The sequence below is a fragment of the Streptococcus halichoeri genome (assembly GCF_019774635.1).
Classification (GTDB): domain Bacteria; phylum Bacillota; class Bacilli; order Lactobacillales; family Streptococcaceae; genus Streptococcus; species Streptococcus halichoeri.
The window spans coordinates 1,032,344-1,052,564 of the sequence record NZ_CP081502.1; the positions used below are offsets into that span (position 1 = coordinate 1,032,344).

General features: G+C 36.5%; 25 protein-coding genes and 1 pseudogene. 22 read left to right on the plus strand and 4 right to left on the minus strand.

The genetic code is table 11. The features are described from left to right. Window positions 1-70: 70 nt before the first annotated feature. The 3 genes and pseudogenes from K5J94_RS09690 to K5J94_RS05025 all read left to right on the plus strand — a co-directional run. Window positions 71-118 (plus strand): annotated as a pseudogene (locus tag K5J94_RS09690) (hypothetical protein); the annotation flags it as partial. A gap of 15 nt (window positions 119-133) precedes the next feature. Then, window positions 134-2,053 carry a tetracycline resistance ribosomal protection protein Tet(M) gene (gene tet(M), locus K5J94_RS05020; protein ID WP_000691736.1) on the plus strand — a complete coding sequence of 640 codons (1,920 nt, stop codon included), beginning with the start codon at window positions 134-136 and terminating at the stop codon, window positions 2,051-2,053. A gap of 100 nt (window positions 2,054-2,153) precedes the next feature. Continuing rightward, on the plus strand, window positions 2,154-2,339 hold the full coding sequence (locus K5J94_RS05025) for a cysteine-rich KTR domain-containing protein (RefSeq protein WP_011058338.1): 186 nt from the start codon (window positions 2,154-2,156) through the stop codon (window positions 2,337-2,339). 59 nt (window positions 2,340-2,398) lie between these two features. Here the strand turns inward: K5J94_RS05025 and K5J94_RS05030 are convergent, their stop codons facing one another. Next, window positions 2,399-2,752: a helix-turn-helix transcriptional regulator gene (locus tag K5J94_RS05030; RefSeq protein ID WP_001227347.1), complete on the minus strand. Its 354-nt coding sequence runs from the start codon at window positions 2,750-2,752 to the stop codon at window positions 2,399-2,401. Between the two features lie 504 nt (window positions 2,753-3,256). Here K5J94_RS05030 and K5J94_RS05035 point away from each other — a divergent pair. The 6 genes from K5J94_RS05035 (at window position 3,257) to K5J94_RS05060 (ending at window position 7,751) form a co-directional block, all read left to right on the plus strand. After that, window positions 3,257-3,679, plus strand: coding sequence for a sigma-70 family RNA polymerase sigma factor (locus K5J94_RS05035; protein WP_000804885.1), 423 nt, complete (start codon window positions 3,257-3,259; stop codon window positions 3,677-3,679). Beyond that, the gene (locus K5J94_RS05040; RefSeq protein WP_000857133.1) at window positions 3,676-3,906 is read left to right on the plus strand and encodes a helix-turn-helix domain-containing protein; all 231 of its coding nucleotides are present in this window, start codon (window positions 3,676-3,678) and stop codon (window positions 3,904-3,906) included. The genes K5J94_RS05035 and K5J94_RS05040 overlap by 4 nt, the downstream gene beginning before the upstream one ends. Window positions 3,907-4,366: 460 nt before the next feature. Beyond that, window positions 4,367-4,570, plus strand: coding sequence for an excisionase (locus tag K5J94_RS05045; protein ID WP_000814511.1), 204 nt, complete (start codon window positions 4,367-4,369; stop codon window positions 4,568-4,570). Between the two features lie 81 nt (window positions 4,571-4,651). Beyond that, window positions 4,652-5,869: a tyrosine-type recombinase/integrase gene (locus K5J94_RS05050; RefSeq protein ID WP_001291561.1), complete on the plus strand. Its 1,218-nt coding sequence runs from the start codon at window positions 4,652-4,654 to the stop codon at window positions 5,867-5,869. 168 nt (window positions 5,870-6,037) lie between these two features. Continuing rightward, the gene (locus tag K5J94_RS05055; RefSeq protein WP_221912563.1) at window positions 6,038-6,406 is read left to right on the plus strand and encodes a LytTR family DNA-binding domain-containing protein; all 369 of its coding nucleotides are present in this window, start codon (window positions 6,038-6,040) and stop codon (window positions 6,404-6,406) included. Window positions 6,407-6,425: 19 nt separating this feature from the next. Continuing rightward, complete coding sequence (locus K5J94_RS05060) at window positions 6,426-7,751, plus strand: sensor histidine kinase (RefSeq protein WP_159564679.1); 1,326 nt, start codon at window positions 6,426-6,428, stop codon at window positions 7,749-7,751. A 98-nt stretch (window positions 7,752-7,849) separates the two neighbouring features. Here the strand turns inward: K5J94_RS05060 and K5J94_RS09620 are convergent, their stop codons facing one another. Then, window positions 7,850-8,215: an IS66 family transposase gene (locus tag K5J94_RS09620; RefSeq protein WP_331461850.1), complete on the minus strand. Its 366-nt coding sequence runs from the start codon at window positions 8,213-8,215 to the stop codon at window positions 7,850-7,852. Window positions 8,216-8,315: 100 nt separating this feature from the next. Next, complete coding sequence (locus K5J94_RS05070; RefSeq protein WP_159564681.1) at window positions 8,316-8,456, minus strand: bacteriocin; 141 nt, start codon at window positions 8,454-8,456, stop codon at window positions 8,316-8,318. Window positions 8,457-8,691: 235 nt separating this feature from the next. Here K5J94_RS05070 and K5J94_RS05075 point away from each other — a divergent pair, with 235 nt between their 5' ends. From K5J94_RS05075 to smpB, 13 genes are all read left to right on the plus strand, one after another. Then, window positions 8,692-8,925: a ComC/BlpC family peptide pheromone/bacteriocin gene (locus K5J94_RS05075; RefSeq protein WP_167547768.1), complete on the plus strand. Its 234-nt coding sequence runs from the start codon at window positions 8,692-8,694 to the stop codon at window positions 8,923-8,925. A gap of 28 nt (window positions 8,926-8,953) precedes the next feature. Then, window positions 8,954-9,388, plus strand: coding sequence for a hypothetical protein (locus K5J94_RS05080; RefSeq protein WP_159546051.1), 435 nt, complete (start codon window positions 8,954-8,956; stop codon window positions 9,386-9,388). A gap of 946 nt (window positions 9,389-10,334) precedes the next feature. Then, the gene (locus K5J94_RS05085) at window positions 10,335-10,715 is read left to right on the plus strand and encodes a hypothetical protein (protein WP_159546048.1); all 381 of its coding nucleotides are present in this window, start codon (window positions 10,335-10,337) and stop codon (window positions 10,713-10,715) included. A 52-nt stretch (window positions 10,716-10,767) separates the two neighbouring features. Next, a complete protein-coding gene (locus K5J94_RS05090) occupies window positions 10,768-11,559 on the plus strand; it encodes a hypothetical protein (protein WP_159546046.1) in 792 nt (263 codons plus the stop codon). Continuing rightward, entirely contained in the window at window positions 11,543-12,169 is a 627-nt protein-coding gene (locus K5J94_RS05095; protein ID WP_221912564.1) for a hypothetical protein, read from the plus strand. The genes K5J94_RS05090 and K5J94_RS05095 overlap by 17 nt, the downstream gene beginning before the upstream one ends. Then, complete coding sequence (locus K5J94_RS05100) at window positions 12,156-12,812, plus strand: ABC transporter ATP-binding protein (RefSeq protein WP_221912565.1); 657 nt, start codon at window positions 12,156-12,158, stop codon at window positions 12,810-12,812. The genes K5J94_RS05095 and K5J94_RS05100 overlap by 14 nt, the downstream gene beginning before the upstream one ends. A 172-nt stretch (window positions 12,813-12,984) precedes the next feature. Beyond that, a complete protein-coding gene (gene mutM, locus K5J94_RS05105) occupies window positions 12,985-13,806 on the plus strand; it encodes a DNA-formamidopyrimidine glycosylase (protein ID WP_159564683.1) in 822 nt (273 codons plus the stop codon). Further along, window positions 13,803-14,405 (plus strand): dephospho-CoA kinase, encoded by a 603-nt coding sequence (gene coaE / locus K5J94_RS05110; RefSeq protein ID WP_159564685.1) that lies wholly within the window; start codon window positions 13,803-13,805, stop codon window positions 14,403-14,405. The genes mutM and coaE overlap by 4 nt, the downstream gene beginning before the upstream one ends. 689 nt (window positions 14,406-15,094) lie before the next feature. Continuing rightward, on the plus strand, window positions 15,095-16,288 hold the full coding sequence (locus K5J94_RS05115; RefSeq protein ID WP_221913778.1) for a multidrug efflux MFS transporter: 1,194 nt from the start codon (window positions 15,095-15,097) through the stop codon (window positions 16,286-16,288). Continuing rightward, window positions 16,285-16,431: a 50S ribosomal protein L33 gene (rpmG, locus tag K5J94_RS05120; protein ID WP_159546036.1), complete on the plus strand. Its 147-nt coding sequence runs from the start codon at window positions 16,285-16,287 to the stop codon at window positions 16,429-16,431. The genes K5J94_RS05115 and rpmG overlap by 4 nt, the downstream gene beginning before the upstream one ends. A 45-nt stretch (window positions 16,432-16,476) precedes the next feature. Beyond that, entirely contained in the window at window positions 16,477-16,713 is a 237-nt protein-coding gene (secG, locus tag K5J94_RS05125; RefSeq protein ID WP_159546034.1) for a preprotein translocase subunit SecG, read from the plus strand. 70 nt (window positions 16,714-16,783) lie between these two features. Continuing rightward, window positions 16,784-19,108 (plus strand): ribonuclease R, encoded by a 2,325-nt coding sequence (gene rnr, locus K5J94_RS05130; RefSeq protein WP_221912566.1) that lies wholly within the window; start codon window positions 16,784-16,786, stop codon window positions 19,106-19,108. Further along, a complete protein-coding gene (gene smpB, locus K5J94_RS05135; protein ID WP_159546030.1) occupies window positions 19,108-19,575 on the plus strand; it encodes an SsrA-binding protein SmpB in 468 nt (155 codons plus the stop codon). Before rnr ends, smpB begins: the two co-directional genes overlap by 1 nt. A gap of 258 nt (window positions 19,576-19,833) precedes the next feature. On the opposite strand, the gene gloA is transcribed toward smpB, so the two are convergent. After that, the gene (gene gloA, locus K5J94_RS05140; RefSeq protein ID WP_221912567.1) at window positions 19,834-20,217 is read right to left on the minus strand and encodes a lactoylglutathione lyase; all 384 of its coding nucleotides are present in this window, start codon (window positions 20,215-20,217) and stop codon (window positions 19,834-19,836) included. Window positions 20,218-20,221: the final 4 nt, after the last annotated feature.

Sequence of the window (20,221 nt, forward strand, 5' to 3'; positions counted from 1 at the left end):
TGTGATTCTAAAGTATCCAGAGAATATCTGTATGCTTTGTATACCTATGGTTATGCATAAAAATCCCAGTGATAAAAGTATTTATCACTGGGATTTTTATGCCCTTTTGGGTTTTTGAATGGAGGAAAATCACATGAAAATTATTAATATTGGAGTTTTAGCTCATGTTGATGCAGGAAAAACTACCTTAACAGAAAGCTTATTATATAACAGTGGAGCGATTACAGAATTAGGAAGCGTGGACAAAGGTACAACGAGGACGGATAATACGCTTTTAGAACGTCAGAGAGGAATTACAATTCAGACAGGAATAACCTCTTTTCAGTGGGAAAATACGAAGGTGAACATCATAGACACGCCAGGACATATGGATTTCTTAGCAGAAGTATATCGTTCATTATCAGTTTTAGATGGGGCAATTCTACTGATTTCTGCAAAAGATGGCGTACAAGCACAAACTCGTATATTATTTCATGCACTTAGGAAAATGGGGATTCCCACAATCTTTTTTATCAATAAGATTGACCAAAATGGAATTGATTTATCAACGGTTTATCAGGATATTAAAGAGAAACTTTCTGCCGAAATTGTAATCAAACAGAAGGTAGAACTGTATCCTAATATGTGTGTGACGAACTTTACCGAATCTGAACAATGGGATACGGTAATAGAGGGAAACGATGACCTTTTAGAGAAATATATGTCCGGTAAATCATTAGAAGCATTGGAACTCGAACAAGAGGAAAGCATAAGATTTCAGAATTGTTCTCTGTTCCCTCTTTATCATGGAAGTGCAAAAAGTAATATAGGGATTGATAACCTTATAGAAGTTATTACTAATAAATTTTATTCATCAACACATCGAGGTCCGTCTGAACTTTGCGGAAATGTTTTCAAAATTGAATATACAAAAAAAAGACAACGTCTTGCATATATACGCCTTTATAGTGGAGTACTACATTTACGAGATTCGGTTAGAGTATCAGAAAAAGAAAAAATAAAAGTTACAGAAATGTATACTTCAATAAATGGTGAATTATGTAAGATTGATAGAGCTTATTCTGGAGAAATTGTTATTTTGCAAAATGAGTTTTTGAAGTTAAATAGTGTTCTTGGAGATACAAAACTATTGCCACAGAGAAAAAAGATTGAAAATCCGCACCCTCTACTACAAACAACTGTTGAACCGAGTAAACCTGAACAGAGAGAAATGTTGCTTGATGCCCTTTTGGAAATCTCAGATAGTGATCCGCTTCTACGATATTACGTGGATTCTACGACACATGAAATTATACTTTCTTTCTTAGGGAAAGTACAAATGGAAGTGATTAGTGCACTGTTGCAAGAAAAGTATCATGTGGAGATAGAACTAAAAGAGCCTACAGTCATTTATATGGAGAGACCGTTAAAAAATGCAGAATATACCATTCACATCGAAGTGCCGCCAAATCCTTTCTGGGCTTCCATTGGTTTATCTGTATCACCGCTTCCGTTGGGAAGTGGAATGCAGTATGAGAGCTCGGTTTCTCTTGGATACTTAAATCAATCATTTCAAAATGCAGTTATGGAAGGGATACGCTATGGTTGCGAACAAGGATTATATGGTTGGAATGTGACGGATTGTAAAATCTGTTTTAAGTACGGTTTATACTATAGCCCTGTTAGTACTCCAGCAGATTTTCGGATGCTTGCTCCTATTGTATTGGAACAAGTCTTAAAAAAAGCTGGAACAGAATTGTTAGAGCCATATCTTAGTTTTAAAATTTATGCGCCACAGGAATATCTTTCACGAGCATACAACGATGCTCCTAAATATTGTGCGAACATCGTAGACACTCAATTGAAAAATAATGAGGTCATTCTTAGTGGAGAAATCCCTGCTCGGTGTATTCAAGAATATCGTAGTGATTTAACTTTCTTTACAAATGGACGTAGTGTTTGTTTAACAGAGTTAAAAGGGTACCATGTTACTACCGGTGAACCTGTTTGCCAGCCCCGTCGTCCAAATAGTCGGATAGATAAAGTACGATATATGTTCAATAAAATAACTTAGTGTATTTTATGTTGTTATATAAATATGGTTTCTTGTTAAATAAGATGAAATATTTTTTAATAAAGATTTGAATTAAAGTGTAAAGGAGGAGATAGTTATTATAAACTACAAGTGGATATTGTGTCCTGTATGTGGAAATAAAACACGATTAAAGATAAGGGAAGATACTGAATTAAAAAAATTCCCCCTCTATTGTCCGAAATGCAGACAAGAAAATTTAATTGAAATAAAGCAGTTCAAAGTAACTGTGATTACAGAGCCAGACGCAAAGACGCAGAGCCGATAAAATGAGATTAATACAATCTCATTTTATCGGCTCTTTCCGTTATGTATGGATTCTTTTAATTAGTCTTCGATGTTTCTTGCTTCGTTGATACCGCTGGCTAAAGATTCCATTAAGGATAGTTCTTTGTCTGTAAAGCTATCCATGTATTTCTCTATCTGTAATCGTCGGGTGCTTTTTACCAAGTTATTAGCAGGTAAGAAAAATTCATCAACGGAAACATGAAGTAACGATACAAGGTCATAAAGAACTTGTATGCTGGGGTGTTGCCCTTTATTTTCAATATTAGTTAAGTACCGTGGGTCAATTTCAATCAATGCTCCCACTTGTTCACGAGTTAAACCTCGTTTCAATCGAGCTTCTTTAATGGCTAAACCAAAGGCTCTAAAATCATATTTATCTTCTTTTTTACGCATAGTAGACCACCTCTATACATTTTATTGTTCCTACTGAATTAAAAACAGGTATAGAAAAACGTGTTATATGGTTTATAGGTTTATATTTAATAAAAAGCACTACTAAACGCCAATAAAAAAAACCGTTATATGGTAGTGCTATTTACGCTGTTAAAATATTGTATATTACTTCCAAATGGCGGTTTGTTGGAGGTCAACGTCGCCATGAAGTACATCATATACAATAAATTTCCTTACATTGGGTTCTTGTCAAAAAAAGTCGTCTATCTGCAATAGATAAGTACGTCCACCAATGTGGTTTTATAAATCATATAGATAGAATAACAGAAGCATGTAAACAGAGAAATAAATCTGTTTATATGCTTTTTTGGCTATTCAGAACTTTTTTACAAAGTTTATTTATCAGTAATGCAACAAATCCCCCTTTCACATTGGGACTAAGAGTGAAAGGAGATAAACGAGCAAGGCTCACTTCCTTTCCTAGACAGAAAGGGGGTGAGAAACATGAAACCATCTTCTTTTCAGACCACAATAGAAAATCAGTTTGACTATATCTGTAAACGTGCTATGGAAGACGAGCGAAAGAATTATATGCTTTATCTTTCAAGGATTGCAAAGCGTGAGGTGTCCTTTTCGGATGTTGGCGATTATCTTGTTAGCCAGTTTGCGACAACAGATAACTATTCAACTGACTTTCAGATTTTTACACTCAATGGGTTATCAGTAGGCGTTGAAAATGATTTGTTGAGTGAAGCATTACGTGAGTTGCCAGACAAGAAACGTGAAATTCTACTGCTGTTTTACTTTATGGACATGAGCGATTCAGAAATTGCAGACCTGTTGAAATTGAACCGTTCTACTGTCTATCGGCATAGAACCAGTGGACTAGCCTTAATTAAAAAGTTTATGGAGGAATTTGAAGAATGAAAACACAATATCCTATGATTCCCTTTCCTCTCATTGTAAAGGCAACAGATGGCGATACCGAAGCGATTAACCAGATTCTACATCATTACAGAGGGTACATAACGAAGCGTTCCCTACGACTTATGAAAGATGAATATGGCAATCAAAGTATGGTCGTTGATGAAGTCTTACGTGGAAGAATGGAAACCAGACTGATTACAAAGATTTTGTCATTTGAAATTAAGTAATATCCTCTCTCCTTTCGTGGAAGCGTGCTAAACCATTCCACGCTTCCCGAACAGGGAGGTTTGTTATTCCACCAAAGCATATTGAGCTTTCAATGTGTTTTGATAGGCTAACGAGCCATTGTTCTTTGAAAACTGAATAAAAGTAATCGAATACGTTTCGATAAGAAAAGAGCCAACGGAACTAACCGCCATGACCTATCTTATAAAGATAGCGAGCGATTCATGTTAGTGATCCGAGAAGCAATCTTTAGCAGGATTGCCTGCAACGACATTCTTATCGTGATAATGATACTCCCATACAGTCAATAGTCCGAGCGTGATAAAACCGTCGCAGGCAATGAGTATGGCTACATGAGAACCATGCAGGGGTGGAACTCCCGTGAGCTTTGCTAAAGCTGTTCGATTGCTGGTAAAACAACTTTTATGAAATCCAAATAAGTGATTTGGAAAGGAGGATTTTATGAAGCAGACTGACATTCCTATTTGGGAACGTTATACCCTAACCATTGAAGAAGCGTCAAAATATTTTCGTATTGGCGAAAACAAGCTACGACGCTTGGCAGAGGAAAATAAAAATGCAAATTGGCTGATTATGAATGGCAATCGTATTCAGATTAAACGAAAACAATTTGAAAAAATTATAGATACATTGGACGCAATCTAGCGTCGCCAAAGGGTCTTGTATATGATAAAATAGTATTAAGTCGTATCAAGGCTCTTTCCATAAAGGAAAGGAGCAAATGCCATGTCAGAAAAAAGACGTGACAATAAAGGTCGAATCTTAAAGACTGGAGAGAGCCAACGAAAAGACGGAAGATACTTATACAAATATATAGATTCATTTGGAGAACCGCAATTTGTTTACTCGTGGAAACTTGTGGCTACAGACCGAGTACCAGCAGGAAAGCGTGATTGTATCTCACTTAGAGAGAAAATCGCAGAGTTACAGAAAGACATTCATGATGGTATTGATGTTGTAGGAAAGAAAATGACACTCTGCCAGCTTTACGCAAAACAGAACGCTCAAAGACCAAAGGTTAGAAAAAACACTGAAACTGGACGCAAATATCTTATGGATATTTTGAAGAAAGACAAGTTAGGTGTAAGAAGTATTGACAGTATTAAGCCATCAGACGCTAAAGAATGGGCTATTAGAATGAGTGAAAATGGTTATGCTTATCAAACCATCAATAACTACAAACGTTCTTTAAAGGCTTCATTCTATATTGCTATACAAGATGATTGTGTTCGGAAGAATCCATTTGACTTTCAACTGAAAGCAGTTCTTGATGATGATACTGTCCCTAAGACCGTACTAACAGAAGAACAGGAAGAAAAACTGTTAGCCTTTGCAAAAGCTGATAAAACCTACAGCAAAAATTATGATGAAATTCTGATACTCTTAAAAACAGGTCTTCGTATTTCAGAGTTTGGTGGTTTGACACTTCCAGATTTAGATTTTGAGAATCGTCTTGTCAATATAGACCATCAGCTATTGAGAGATACTGAAATTGGGTACTACATTGAAACACCAAAGACCAAAAGTGGCGAACGTCAAGTTCCTATGGTTGAAGAAGCCTATCAAGCATTTAAGCGAGTGTTAGCGAATCGAAAGAATGATAAGCGTGTTGAGATTGATGGATATAGTGATTTCCTCTTTCTTAATAGAAAGAACTATCCAAAAGTGGCAAGTGATTACAACGGCATGATGAAAGGTCTTGTTAAGAAATACAATAAGTATAACGAGGATAAATTGCCACACATCACTCCACATAGTTTGCGACATACATTCTGTACCAACTATGCAAATGCAGGAATGAATCCAAAGGCATTACAGTACATTATGGGACATGCTAATATAGCCATGACGCTGAACTATTACGCACATGCAACATTCGATTCTGCAATGGCAGAAATGAAACGCTTGAATAAAGAGAAGCAACAGGAGCGTCTTGTTGCTTAGTAGTACAAATGAATTTACTACTTATTTACCACTTCTGACAGCTAAGACATGAGGAAATATGCAAAGAAACGTGAAGTATCTTCCTACAGTAAAAATACTCGAAAGCACATAGAATAAGGCTTTACGAGCATTTAAGAAAATATAAAAAGATAATTAGAAATTTATACTTTGTTTATTTTAAAAAATGGAAATAGTCGTTCAATAAAAAGTACATTCTTTTTTGAAAATCAAAATAATATCCTGCAAATTCCTTTTGAAAACATTTATTTTATTGAAACTTCACCAGAGTCACATCGCCTGATATTGCACGGACAAAATGAAATTTTTGAATTTTATGGGAGTATTGCTGAGGTATTAAAACAAGAGCCCAGGCTATTAAAATGTCATCGATCTTATATTATCAACCCGAATAATGTGATCAAAATAGATAAAAAAGAACGAACTATTTATTTTGAAAGAGGAATAAAGTGCTATGCTTCGCGTTCAAAAATAACGTTTATTACTGAAAGTATCATTAACTTAAGAAAGGAGAAATAAGCTGCTTATCTTCTTATCAATGTTTGAAAAAATTTGTGACATTGCTGTCCCCATTTTTTTATTTTATTTTATTACAAAGAGAAAAATCAAATTTAAAGAAGTGTTGATTGGTGTATTCATAAGAGTTTTATTGATCCTTCTCTTTGTATTTTTAAACGAAAAATCGATTATTAATGATATTTTTATTTATTTATCATTACCTTTATATATGCTGCTTTTTACTTCGTATATATATAAGTTTAACATTAGTTTGCTGACTATTTTTTATGCTCTATTTCCCATCACCTTATGGAACCTTATCTATCGTACTATTGTATTTTACCTATTGCCTATTTTGGGGATTAGCAATTCATATTTTCAGAAAAGTCAATTATTTTTACCAATATATTTGTTATCGGTTGCAATATTAGTACTATTTTTAAAAGTTTTTCATTATGATTTTTCGGCTTTTTCAGATCAACAATTCAGTAAACAAGAGAAAAAATTATTATGTTTTGCAAATTTCTTTATGTTAACTTATTACTTTCTTATTCAAATCATTTCATTTATTGATTACCAATTAGCAATTGATACTCTATTTTATCGTCAAATTATCGTAACTATATATTTTTTATTATTTTTAGGTATATTAAATTTTTTGGACAAAAAAATTAGAGAAAAACTTCAAAAAGAAATCATTTTCCAAAAAGAAATGCAACTGCAAAACCTTGAAAATTATAGTCAACATGTCGAAGAATTGTATAATCAGGTGCGTCATTTTAGACACGATTATGCTAATATTTTATCAACATTAAAGATTGGTATTGAAGAAGATAATATGAGTATAGTAAAAGATGTCTTTGAAAAAGTTTTAAAGGATTCAAATAGAGAACTAGAAAGTCATAAGTATGATATTACACGATTAGTAAACATCGAAAACAAAGCACTGAAGAGTTTATTAGCTGCTAAATTTATCCAAATGGAAGAAAAAGGCATTACTGTTACTTTAGAAATTCCGTATAAAATATCGTTATGTGCGATGGATTTGATAGATTTTATTACTATAGTCTCCATATTTTTTGATAATGCTATTGAGGCAACATGTTTATCAAAGAACCCCACTATATCATTCGCATTTTTTGAAGATAATAATAGGCAAATCTGTATTATTGAAAATAGCACTCGAGATAATCAAATTGATATAACATATTTATTTAATGAATTTGAAAGTTCAAAAGGTAAGGACAGAGGTATTGGGCTTTATAAGGTATCAAGAATATTAAAAAAATACCATTTAGTAAAGTTAAAGACCCAAAGTCTAGACTATAAATTTACTCAAATGTTAGAAATAGTTAGTGAACAGTAACTATTTTATCTTGAAATGATACCAATTTTTATTGGTAAGCGCCCAATAACGGAGTATATTGAAAACGTCCAAAGTCAAATAAACTTTGGACGTTCTTTTCATTTACAGTTACTTTCAATGTTTTCAGTCCATGGTAAATCAGCCTCTAGAACTTCCTTTTTAGCGAGTGTCTCTTTGTTAGGAAGATTGCCTAGAAGATAGGTCAGTTGACTATCACTTTCGAAGCCCCTGTAGGAGGATTCATCGGCATGAAAGATGGGGTGTTCCAGCAATTTCTCATGCAACAGGTCATAAATCGGCTCGAAATAATATTGGCTTGACTTGATAGGCCAGTTGGTTATTTCTTTCCGACTAATCGGTAAGCCTAGCTTATGCCAGTCCTCTTTCTGGGCGTTAATTGGGCACCTTAAGTTTAACCTTCTGGTGGATGGTGTGAGCGATGATAGAGGCTGAACCCAAGCTATGTGTCAAAAGCACTTTAGGAACGGGAGCTTTGATAAGCTTATCGCTGTTGTTTTCTATTAACAATTTGATGGAGATTGAATTATTTCTATAGGTACTTCGTTATTGGGCGATTTCTTCTATGACTGCATTTTTAATGGTTTTATTAAAAATTGAATTTATTGTCTGCCACAATGACTTTCCTCCAATTATTTGGTCTAATTCGGTTTCTGAAATTGTTAAAAATTGTTTAAAATCATTCATTTTAGGTATTTTTCCTTTCTAAGTCTCCAAATAATGACATTATGACAAAATTAATGCATTGGAAATTCACAAATACCTAAAAAACAGTATTTTGCATAGATTGTCATTGCAATTACTAATTTTGTACCATTTAGGCTATATTTGCCCCATTTGGGGAAAATGGATCGTTACTGACTTGAAAGTGGTATAGTTAGTATATCTCGAGATAAATACTAATAGATAATAGGAAAATATTATGAATACACTTGAAGATTATTCTGTTTTGAACAGTGCCCAACTTATTGAAGTAAAGGGCGGTAGAAAAATAAATTGGGGTAAAGTAGGATCCTGTGCAGCTGGTATTGCTTTTGGTGCTGGAGAAGGATATATGGCAACTGCAGGAGGAACGGCATTTTTAGGGCCATATGCTTTTGGGACCGGCGCGATAGGAGCAGTAATTGGTGGAGTTGGAGGGGCTTTAACCTGTTGAAACCATAAACTAAAGGAAGAATAAAATAATGGTAATAAAAACACGCCTAAATAAATTAAGAATCGTTAGATTTTTCACTGGACAATTACCAGTAATTATCTCTTTTTTAATTCTATTTTTAAATATAAACGATCTTCAAAAAATGACTGTCACAAATACGATTATTGTCTTTTATTTATTATTTAGTGCAATGCTTTCAAATTATTTTTTGACAAAAGAAATAAGAGAAGAGAAAGTAAAAAACAACTTGTCATCAAGCATTCTATTTTCTCAATTCATCCTTATAGCTATTTTTATTACTTTAGGAATTGTTTGTATTTACCGATTCTTTTGTGTTGACAATATAGAATTATACCAAAAAGTTTTAACAAGTATAGTTGGTATTATTTCAATAGTATTCTCCTTATTATTGATTTGGGGAATTAAATATATAAATAAGTCAGAAAAACTCCAGAGTAAATAAGGGGAAATGTTTTAGCATTTAACAGTCAATATAATTAAAATTATTTAAGTCATATTTTGCAAAAAGACCTTTTGGATTATAACAGATTTCCATATATTTAAAGAGTTCAAGTTGAGCCTGTTCAATGGATGCAAGATACGCATCGTGGACAGGCTTTCGTTTTAATGTTTTACAAATGGATTCTATAAAGTGCATTATCGTACGATTGCCTTTTTGGCCCATACTAGACTGACATGTTTTTTTCTGTCTAAGGAAGTCTTGAAATCGCGTTCTGGTATGTTGAGAATCTTGGTCGGTATGCGTGGTGAGCTCTTTTGTTTAATAGGCGATTTGCTTGAGCTTGTCGCAATAGTGGCAAAAAAGCTAGCTTTTGAATATATGCTTGGTGTTGTGAAACGAAGGAAGCTATGATATTTTGAACTTCGGTTTTTATGATTTTTGTGTTATGGTAGTGCTAGTTTTATTTTTAGTTTACCTAGCGATTGGTCAATTCGCGATTTTTCTAGCTTTTTGCTATAGCAAAAAACTAGCTGCGGACTTCAGCTAGGGCTTACTAGCAAAAAGTTTTTGCACACAGCCTTTAAACTGCGAGCCACTGGGATTGCTCAGCAATTTTGCAGCGACTTTATCCTAAAACCAAGGAGCAGCGCTGAAAAATAGTGTGATCACTAAATGGTCAATCTGGCAGGCTCTTTGTGGGGTCTGCTTTTTGGGGTTGGCCGCACTGACTGCAAAGTCTGGACAAATGGGTAAGGCCCCGGCCCCACCAGCTTTTGTCTGAGATAGGGGGCTCTAACTGATATTTTTTATTTCAGCGGGATTTGAAAAATAATTTTTTCAATTATTCCAATAAAGCTATATTTTTTTCGAATAATAAGTTAGGTGGTAAAAAGGTTTCTAGCCATTAGAACAGTTTTCGTTAATTGATCAAAGGAGGTTTTATTGAATGAAAGTAAAATTAGCACTTGTTTTAAGCTTATTGCTGATGGTGCCAACTAGCATCTTTGCTGGTACACGACAAGTTGGACAATTATTCCATTTTCGGATTTTGCCAGCTTTTGCAGCCACGCCATATTTGGAGAAGATGAATGATAGCTACTATGTGGTTAATCTAAATAGTAGGAGTCCGCAAATTCGTGTTAAGCATTATTTGGCAAATACCAATGGTGCAAGGCGCAGTGATGTGGATTTGACATGGACTGGCCAGCGAGGAATCTACACCAACAATGCCAAACCGCATTATCTGTATAATTTAAATTTAGCACGAGAAAATTTCTGGGATACGGCTGCCTATATTGATGGTAGCTGGTCCTTGGATTCACATTAGTCTCAATCGTTAGTATTAAGCAAGACTGTAATTATTGATGGAGGATTCCTTTATGTCTCACCTGAAGCTATTACCTTACCGAAAAGTTTGGTTATTTCTGCCGTTAGTTCTTTTATTGTTGGTTTATCATGATGCTGTATTTCATCAGTTGTTTTTTGACCTAAAAGCCCAGGATTTACCTACAGCAGAAGGACTTGTGGTTAAGCAACACTATTTTCGAAATATGCTTTCCATAAATAATAGCTTATTTAACTTTAACTTTTTTCAAGCTTTTATTTTTCCAGTGATTATTTGTTTTGCTGCCTATTCCTATCATTTTATTAAAACGCGCTATCTTAAATATAGTATTGGGAAACAGGAGCAGTATCACTTAAAACGCTTTTTTCTAAAATTGCAATTAGCCTATCAAGTTCTAGCTGTTTTTAGTTTAGTTTTTGCTTTTATTTGTCTGATTGCCTATAGTGTTAATCGCTCACCTATCCCTGCTTTGGAAATGATTTTTAATGCGTCTTCGTCTTTGAGATTTTTTGCTACAGATACTAAACGTTTTTTGATTTTCTATTTCCTTGTGAAAGGCTCAGCGCTCTTTTTTGAGACAATCTTTGCTTGTTATCTAGTGGATTATTTAGGACATATCACAAAAGCAATGCTTGCCTTTTTGCTAATAATATGGGCCTTGGCACCGCTTTTATATCCGCTAGTTCCCTTTTATTTGGTACCTATGTCTAATCTGATGATTTTATCATATGGCAATTTAACCTTCATTCAGATTGTATTAACTTATCTCCCTTTTATAGGTTTATTCATTTTTGGAAGGATTTTTGGTAATGATGAGGTGGTCTAAGAGCTTGACTTATTTAGCGCAAGCCGGTCTTAGTTTTTATATCGCGACAGAACTTATTAAGCTGATGCCTGATTGGCAAACAAGAGCAGCTGCTACGCTTTTTTACCATCAAGTGTTGAATCCTTTTCCTTCACAAGTTGGGGAACACTTCTCTTTTTTGAAGGCGATTATGATTTTGGGCTTAGCTTTGATTGGCTGGCTAAAGACGATTAATTTAACCATTGATTTGGCTCAAGGGAGTAAGCAGCTCATTCGTTATCACTCAAAAAGTGAAGTTTGGGTGCGCTTCTATGCTTTTTTAACAATTGGCAAATGCTATGTTAAAGAATGGCTTGTCATCATATCAGTGTATATAGCAATAGGCTTATTCATGAAGCTAGATATACGACTGTATGAAAGTTTTAGTCTATTTGTTTCACTTTTTATCTGTGACCTTCTTTGCCTAACAATAACACAATACTATGCTAAAACAGCTATTGAAGGAATGTGCTTGATACTATTAGGATTTATATTGCGCTCCTATCTGCTTTTACATCCACTAATAATGGTATTATTGCTGGCTATATTTATTGGAATAAGATATCGAAAGGAAAACTATGTTAAAAATTGAAAAAGCTTCTAAGCGGTATAAAGGTCAATGGGTCTTAAAAGATATAAATTTGCAATTTGATAATAAAGGGTGCTATGGCATTGTTGGTATTAATGGTTCAGGCAAAACATTGCTGCTTAAGGCTCTGGCGGGTTATTTAAAACTTGATCAAGGACATGTTTATCAAGATCAACGTGAGATTCGTTGTGGTTATCACTATATTACTGATGCAGGGATTGTCATTGAAAATCTGCAGTTTATTTCCCATTTAACCTTACGTGAAAATTTAGAGTGGCTCAAAGGACTTTGCCAGCATTCTGGGCAAATCAACCTTGATTACTGGATTGATTGGTATCAGTTAAAGCCATTTGAGCAAACAGCTTATCGTTATTTATCCTTGGGAACAAAGAAAAAATTAGCTCTTATTCAGGCCTTTATGGATCAACCAAAAATCTTGGTTTTAGATGAGCCAATGAGTGCTTTAGACGAAGAGAGTGTTGCTAAAACCCAGAGTCTTATTAAACAGCATTGTCAAACGGGCTTGGCAATTATCACCTCGCACTATAAAGAAGATATTAGAGCTGTTTGTGAAACTGTCTATCATATCAAAGAAGGTAAAGTCATTGCACAAGGTTCTGAGTTTTTAAAGCCAGTACGTGATTAACTCATGCTATAATAGAAATAGATACTGTATTTAGTCAAAAATCAACTAAAATGATATTGCTGTAAAAGCGGTTATACTCTCAAAAGAAAGGAAGAGATTAAGCAACTCAATTAAGAGTAAAGTGAACAGGTTGGTCACTTGTCCACAGGCTTAGTTCTAAGATGAATGGGTTATGCCAGAATTACCTGAAGTTGAAACAGTACGCCGTGGGCTAGAGCGGCTAGTTGTTGGCAAAACAATTGCTTCGATTGATATTAGAGTGCCCAAGATGATCAAGTGTAATGTTGATGACTTTGTAGAAACGTTACGCCATCAAACCCTCAAAGCAGTACAACGTCGAGGCAAATACCTTATCTTTTTATTTGAAGAAGCAGTAGTGATTTCTCATCTCCGCATGGAGGGAAAATATTTACTGTTTAAGGATAAGGTGCCAGATAATAAGCACTTTCATGTTTTCTTTCATTTTACAGATGGTTCAACTTTAGTCTATCAGGATGTCCGCAAATTTGGCACTTTTAATCTTCTTGTGCAAGATGAACTGACTGATTTCTTTAGACAAAAGAAAATTGGTCCTGAACCGACAAGTGAACTGTTTCAACTCAAAGCTTTTCAAGCAGCTTTGCAATCATCATCTAAAAAAATCAAACCCTATTTACTGGAGCAATCGGTGGTTGCTGGTCTAGGTAATATTTATGTTGATGAGGCTTTGTGGGCGGCACAGGTGCACCCCTTAAGGCTGAGCAGTAGTCTGACCTCAGCTGAAATGAAACAATTGCATAAGGGGATTATTGCTCTTATGGCTTTTGCTATTGAAAAGGGTGGCTCAACCATTAGAACCTATCAAAACACAATGGGAATGGATGGCCATATGCAGAACTATCTTAAGGTTTATGGGCAAACGGACCACCCATGTCCGCGTTGTGGAACCCCAATTGAAAAAATAAAAGTGGGTGGAAGGGGGACACATTTCTGTCCTAAGTGCCAAAAACTATGACTTATATCATTGGTATTACAGGAGGCATTGCCTCTGGCAAGTCAACGGTTGTTAGCTTTTTGCAAGATGCAGGCTATCAGGTTATTGATGCAGACAAGCTTGTTCATCGCTTACAAGATAAAGGTGGAAAATTGTATCAGGTGCTTGTTGAGTATTTTGGGCCGGCAATTTTAGATGATGCTGGTGAGATTGACCGCCCTGTTTTGTCGCGTATGCTCTTTAATAACCCTGAGTTAATGGCCCAATCTGCTCGGTTGCAAAGTAGCATTATTAGAGAGAGCCTTAGACAAGCAAAAGACCAGTTATCGCAAAAGGAAAGTATTTTCTTTATGGATATTCCCTTGCTAATTGAACAGGATTATGTGGGATGGTTTGATGCTATTTGGCTGGTGTATGTTAACCACGAGACACAAGTTTCGCGTCTGATGCACCGTAATCACTATTCTAAGAAAGACGCTCTTAAACGGCTGGAACACCAGATGCCACTAGAAGCCAAAAAGGCGGTTGCTACGGTAATTATTGATAATAATGGTAGTCAAGAAGAGCTCAAGCAAAGGGTGTCAGAGCTTATTCATCAGGATTTATCAACCATAAAGTAGCTTTTACTCAAGTTTTTAAAAAGGCTAAAAAATATATTTTGTTTTGAGTGTGCTATTATAGCCATGCCAAATCTATAAAGAGAAAATTGTTTTGGGATAGGGCCTTTCCATAGTTCCATGCTAGTTTCAGGAAAAGAGAATTGTGGCGTAGTAACCATCAAAGCGAGGAAATAGAGATAGTAAAACGTAAGTCTACTGAAATTTTTATGAAACTAGTGTGTAATTAGCAACTACCGACATACTTTTCACCCTGCCTTTGGGGGGTGATCGTAGCCTATTGGGTTTACAATAAAAGTGAACCGTTTTTAGCTACTCATACTTACATGCTAAGTAGGCCGTTCTTTGTTTTGGCAGTCAGGGGCGGTTTCACTTTGATTATTACAGGCAAGACCTAGTTTGCAAGATAGCTTTTTCTAATTTGAAGTTATAGGCTTTTAAGTTATAGGTGTGTCTTAGCGTGCAAGATAGCTTTTTAATTTTAAATTATAATTGTAGCTTAGTTGGATTACTTCCTATTTGGTGAAGCAAGGCTGTGAGCTGTGAATGGTGTGAGGACTAATGCTTTCCCGCCTCTTGCTCAATAAAAGCTGAAGTTTATACTTTGTTTGATTATTGACTTATGTTATAATGTGACATATCTAGTGAGAGAAAGAAGATGACATTGTATCAACTCAGATGTAGCCTCAACCATTAACTGGGAACAGAACCTCAAAGTAGCTTGGCTCGGGAATTTTTTCACTGGGGCAAGCTTTTCACTTGTTATGCCTTTTATGGCTCTCTACGTGGAGCAATTAGGGGTCGCAAAAACCAAAATTGAACTATATGCGGGCTTTGCGGTTGCTATTTCAGCCCTATCCTCAGCTCTTGTATCGCCTATTTGGGGGCGGCTTGCTGATCGCTACGGGCGAAAACCGATGATGCTTCGTGCTAGCCTAGCGATGACATTTACCATGGGTGGGCTGGCTTTTATACCAAATGTGCAATGGCTGCTTTTTTTGCGGCTATTAAATGGCATTTTTGCGGGGTATATTGCTAATTCTACTGCTTTAATTGCCAGTCAAGCACCCAAACAACGTTCGGGTTATGCATTAGGAAAATTGGCAACAGGCACCACTGCAGGAACCTTGATTGGCCCTTTATTTGGTGGTGTTCTGGCTGAGATGCTTGGGATTCGAACAGTCTTTTTAATTGTTGGTATCATCTTATTCGTGTGTTACTTGATGACACTCTTGTATGTTAAAGAAGATTTCGAGCCCGTTCAGCGTTCAGAAATGATCCCTTCAAAAATCTTGTGGCAGCAGATGACGCATCGGCAAATCTTGATTGGTTTGTTTGTGACGAGTATGATTATTCAAATTGCAGCTCAATCGGTGGCTCCAATCTTACCTTTATATATTCGTCACCTTGGTCAAGTAGACAATCTGATGGTCGTTTCGGGCATGATTGTTTCAGCTCTAGGAGTTTCTAGTTTAATGAGCAGTTCAACACTTGGCAAATTGGGTGACCGTATAGGCAATCATCGCCTTTTACTATTGGCATTAATGTATAGTTTTGTGATGTATTTCTTAACAGGTTTGGCAAATAGTAGTTTGTTGCTGGGTTTGTTGCGTTTTGCCTATGGTTTTGGAGTAGGAGCTTTGATGCCTAGTGTCAATTCTCTTTTAACGCGGTTAACACCAAAGCAGGGCCTCTCAAGAATTTTTTCTTATAATCAGGCTTTTACTAATCTAGGGATGGTTATTGGGCCTTTCATTGGTTCACATATTGCGGTAACTTTAGGCTATCGCTCGGTTTTTTGGGTTACCAGTTTCGTGGTGCTTGCTAATTTTGTTTGGAGTTTTATTAATTTTAGAAAGTATTTAAGAGTCAGAGAAATTCAGTGAGAATAAAAATAACCTTACAGTGTAGCCAATGTGGTAGCAAAAATTACTTAACGAGTAAAAATAAGGCTACTCATCCTGAGAAAATATCAGTTCCCAAGTATTGTCCCAAAGAGAGAAAAGTCACCTTGCATGTTGAATCTTAACAGCTTTTATGTTACTATGAGTAAGAATATGTTGGAGGAAAAAACATGTACAACTTACTACTAACAGTATTACTTGTTTTGTCGGTATTACTTGTTATTGCTATTTTTATGCAGCCGCAAAAAAATCCAAGCAGTAACGTCTTTGATAACAGTGGTTCAGAAGCTTTATTTGAGCGTACTAAAGCTCGTGGTTTTGAAGCCTTTATGCAACGTTATACAGCCGTGTTAGTCTTCTTTTGGCTAGCTATTGCTTTAATTCTTGCCGTATTATCAAGTAAATAGAAGTGAGCTTGACAGAGTTAGTCTAGCTCATTTTTTTATCATTTAGTAAGGTCAGTTTAGAAAGAAGTTTATGAAAGAACAAATTATTCAATTATTGAAGGAGCACGAAGGCATCAACATTAATGACTTGGCAAGATATTTAGATATGGCAGGAGCCAAAAAATTTCCAAGTTTAATTAAATCGATTTCCAAAATGGAAAGCCAGGGTCTTTTGCGCTTCTCAGATGATGGTTCGTTGGCCTTGCGCCAGCCATCATCCAAAAAGAAACAGGATATTACGGTGCAGGGTATCTTTCGTGCTAATAAGGCTGGCTTTGGCTTTTTGCATGTGAATGATACTGAAGATGATATGTTTATTGGTCGTAATGACGTGGCCTATGCGATTGATGGCGACTTGGTTGAAGTTGTGGTCAAAAAACCAGCTAATCGCTTAAAAGGTGCTGCCGCTGAAGCTAAGGTTGTTGGTATTCTTGAGAGAGCCCTGACAACTGTCGTTGGGAAATTTATCCTTGATGATGCAAAGCCAAAATATGCAGGCTATATTAGGTCCAAAAATCAAAAAGTCCAGCAAAAAATATATATAAAAAAAGAGCCCGTTGTGCTTGATGGGACGGAAATTATCAAGGTAGCTATTGACAAGTATCCAACCCGGGGGCATGATTATTTTGTCGCTAGCGTTTTAGACATTGTCGGTCATCAAGGAGATGTTGGTATTGATGTTTTGGAAGTATTGGAATCAATGGATATTGTTTCTAACTTTCCGGCTGCTGTTCTAGCAGAAGCAGATGCTATTTCAGAGCAGCTTACAGAAAAAGACCTGATCGGCCGTGTTGATTTACGGCAAGAGACCACTTTTACGATCGATGGTGCCGATGCTAAAGATTTAGATGATGCGGTCCACATTAAACGTTTAGCAAATGGTAATTTTGAGTTGGGTGTTCATATAGCTGATGTGTCCTACTATGTCAAAGAAGGGTCTGCCTTAGACAAAGAAGCAGCAGCGCGGGGAACCTCAGTGTATGTGACGGACCGGGTGGTGCCTATGCTACCAGAGCGACTCTCAAATGGTATTTGCTCGTTAAACCCTAATGTTGATCGCTTAACGCAGTCTGCTTTGATGGAGATTGATCAGCAGGGCCATGTGCGCCAGTACCAGATTTGCCAGTCGGTCATTAATACCACCTATCGCATGACCTACTCAGATGTCAATGATATGATTGCTCGTGATGACACAGCTCTAGCAACCTATCCAAAGATTGCTTCTTCTGTCTCTGATATGGTCAGTCTGCATAACATTTTAGAGCAGATGCGGGTAAATCGCGGAGCTTTGAACTTTGATACCTCTGAGGCCAAGATTGTGGTCAATGATAAAGGGATGGCAGTTGATATTATGCTGCGCCAGCGAGGAATTGCTGAACGCATGATTGAATCCTTCATGCTAGCTGCTAATGAATGTGTCGCACAGCATTTTGCCAAAGCTAATCTTCCTTTTATCTATCGCATTCACGAAGAGCCAAAGGCTGAGAAACTACAGCAATTTATTGATTACGCGGGAGTTTTTGGAATTCAAATCAAGGGAAGCGCTGCGAAGATTTCTCAGACGGCCTTGCAAGATTTTATGGCGAAGGTAGAAGGTAAACCTGGTGCTGATGTGCTAAACATGATGCTCTTGCGTTCCATGCAGCAGGCGCGCTATTTGGAACACAATCATGGGCATTATGGTTTAGCTGCTGAGTACTACACGCACTTTACCAGTCCCATTCGACGTTATCCTGATTTATTAGTGCATCGAATGATACGCGACTATCAAAAGCCTACTGATGAGGTTAAGGCTCATTTTGCCCAGATTATTCCCGAATTGGCCAGCAGTTCGTCACGTCTGGAGCGTCGCGCCATTGACGCCGAGCGTTTGGTTGAGGCTATGAAAAAAGCTGAATACATGCAAGCGTTTCTTGGTCAAGAATTCCTGGGTATCGTGGCTAGTGTTGTCAAGTTTGGAATATTTGTAGAATTACCTAACACCATTGAGGGTTTGATTCATGTGACGTCTTTACCAGAGTACTATCACTACAATGAACGAACCATGGTGTTGACGGGTGAAAAATCGGGTACAAGCTTTAAAGTTGGTCAACCTATCCGAATTAAGGTGGTAAAAGCTGATAAAGAAACTGGTGATATTGATTTTGCCTATGTAGCCAGTGAGCTGGATATTATTGATAAAAAGGCCATTTCAGCCCAAAAATCTCATCAAAACAAGCGCAAGGGATCAACCAAGCAGGACCCTAAAAAAGGCAAGAGCAAGTCAGTTTTTAAAAGTAACAGCAAAAAGGCCAAAGGCCAAAAGTCATTTTATAAAGGTCTGTCTAAAAAGAAAGGACGAAAAAGGAGTTCATAATGGCTAAAGGGGAAGGAAATTTACTGGCACAAAACAAAAAAGCCAGGCATGACTATCACATTGAAGAGACGCTTGAAGCTGGTATTGTCCTAACAGGCACGGAAATCAAGAGTGTTCGTGCTGCGCGTATCCAGCTCAAGGACGGTTTTGCGCAAATTAAAAATGGTGAAGCCTGGCTTGTCAATGTTCATATTGCACCGTTTGAACAGGGAAATATCTGGAATCAAGATCCCGAACGAACACGTAAGCTCCTGCTCAAAAAACGTGAGATTAATCACCTCAGCAACACTTTAAAAGGAAGCGGGATGACGCTTGTGCCCTTGAAGGTCTATCTAAAGAATGGCTTTGCTAAAATTTTGCTAGGAGTGGCAAGAGGAAAGCACGACTACGATAAACGTGAAACCATTAAGCGTCGCGATCAAGAGCGTGATATTAAACGGGTAATGAAAAGCGTAAATAGGCGTTAATAGGGTCTAAAAAAGAGTTGAAACGTGTCTTTCAGCTCTCAGCACGTAGACAAACTCCTATAGAATGGCATCATTTGATGTAGCCTAAGTGAGCTGTTAAATTATTAAACACTTAGAAACGTTAATCTGGCAATGTTTCTGAGAATTATTAATGAGCTTCACAACGAAAAAAGATTGAAGAAAATTATCCAAAATGGACTTCTTCTTCAATCTGAGAGTTGAAACGTATCTTTCAGCTCTTTTTAGTCTTGTTCAGTCTTAATGATTATGGTTGAGGTCAATGACTTCAATTTTATAGCCATCAGGATCTTGTAAGAAATAGAAAAAAACAGATTCGTCATCTAGGCTCTTAATAGCAGTAACATTAAAACCGGCATCAATATGTTTTTGATGTAACTCCTCAAAGGCATCTGTCCCAAGGGCAATATGGCCATAACCATCACCTAAGTCATAGGGTCCATGATTATAATTATAGGTTAACTCAAGCTCATAATCCTGCCCTTCTAGAGCTAGATAAACGAGTGTGAATTCCTTATCAGGAAAGTCTTTGCGGCGCGTTTCTTTGAAAGGAAAAGCAGAGGTATAAAAGGCGATGGATTTTTCCAAATTCTGGACGCGGATGCAGGTATGTAGTGATTTCATCTGA

Bases quoted from the DNA above. Each gene is read 5' to 3' on its own strand.
- K5J94_RS05030 (WP_001227347.1), bottom strand. From the start codon at position 2,752: ATGCGTAAAAAAGAAGATAAATATGATTTTAGAGCCTTTGGTTTAGCC.
- K5J94_RS05035 (WP_000804885.1), top strand. From the start codon at position 3,257: ATGAAACCATCTTCTTTTCAGACCACAATAGAAAATCAGTTTGACTAT.
- K5J94_RS05040 (WP_000857133.1), top strand. From the start codon at position 3,676: ATGAAAACACAATATCCTATGATTCCCTTTCCTCTCATTGTAAAGGCA.
- K5J94_RS05045 (WP_000814511.1), top strand. From the start codon at position 4,367: ATGAAGCAGACTGACATTCCTATTTGGGAACGTTATACCCTAACCATT.
- K5J94_RS05050 (WP_001291561.1), top strand. From the start codon at position 4,652: ATGTCAGAAAAAAGACGTGACAATAAAGGTCGAATCTTAAAGACTGGA.
- K5J94_RS05060 (WP_159564679.1), top strand. From the start codon at position 6,426: ATGTTTGAAAAAATTTGTGACATTGCTGTCCCCATTTTTTTATTTTAT.
- K5J94_RS05070 (WP_159564681.1), bottom strand. From the start codon at position 8,456: ATGAATGATTTTAAACAATTTTTAACAATTTCAGAAACCGAATTAGAC.
- K5J94_RS05075 (WP_167547768.1), top strand. From the start codon at position 8,692: ATGAATACACTTGAAGATTATTCTGTTTTGAACAGTGCCCAACTTATT.
- K5J94_RS05080 (WP_159546051.1), top strand. From the start codon at position 8,954: ATGGTAATAAAAACACGCCTAAATAAATTAAGAATCGTTAGATTTTTC.
- K5J94_RS05085 (WP_159546048.1), top strand. From the start codon at position 10,335: ATGAAAGTAAAATTAGCACTTGTTTTAAGCTTATTGCTGATGGTGCCA.
- K5J94_RS05090 (WP_159546046.1), top strand. From the start codon at position 10,768: ATGTCTCACCTGAAGCTATTACCTTACCGAAAAGTTTGGTTATTTCTG.
- K5J94_RS05095 (WP_221912564.1), top strand. From the start codon at position 11,543: ATGATGAGGTGGTCTAAGAGCTTGACTTATTTAGCGCAAGCCGGTCTT.
- K5J94_RS05100 (WP_221912565.1), top strand. From the start codon at position 12,156: ATGTTAAAAATTGAAAAAGCTTCTAAGCGGTATAAAGGTCAATGGGTC.
- mutM (WP_159564683.1), top strand. From the start codon at position 12,985: ATGCCAGAATTACCTGAAGTTGAAACAGTACGCCGTGGGCTAGAGCGG.
- coaE (WP_159564685.1), top strand. From the start codon at position 13,803: ATGACTTATATCATTGGTATTACAGGAGGCATTGCCTCTGGCAAGTCA.
- secG (WP_159546034.1), top strand. From the start codon at position 16,477: ATGTACAACTTACTACTAACAGTATTACTTGTTTTGTCGGTATTACTT.
- rnr (WP_221912566.1), top strand. From the start codon at position 16,784: ATGAAAGAACAAATTATTCAATTATTGAAGGAGCACGAAGGCATCAAC.
- smpB (WP_159546030.1), top strand. From the start codon at position 19,108: ATGGCTAAAGGGGAAGGAAATTTACTGGCACAAAACAAAAAAGCCAGG.
- gloA (WP_221912567.1), bottom strand. From the start codon at position 20,217: ATGAAATCACTACATACCTGCATCCGCGTCCAGAATTTGGAAAAATCC.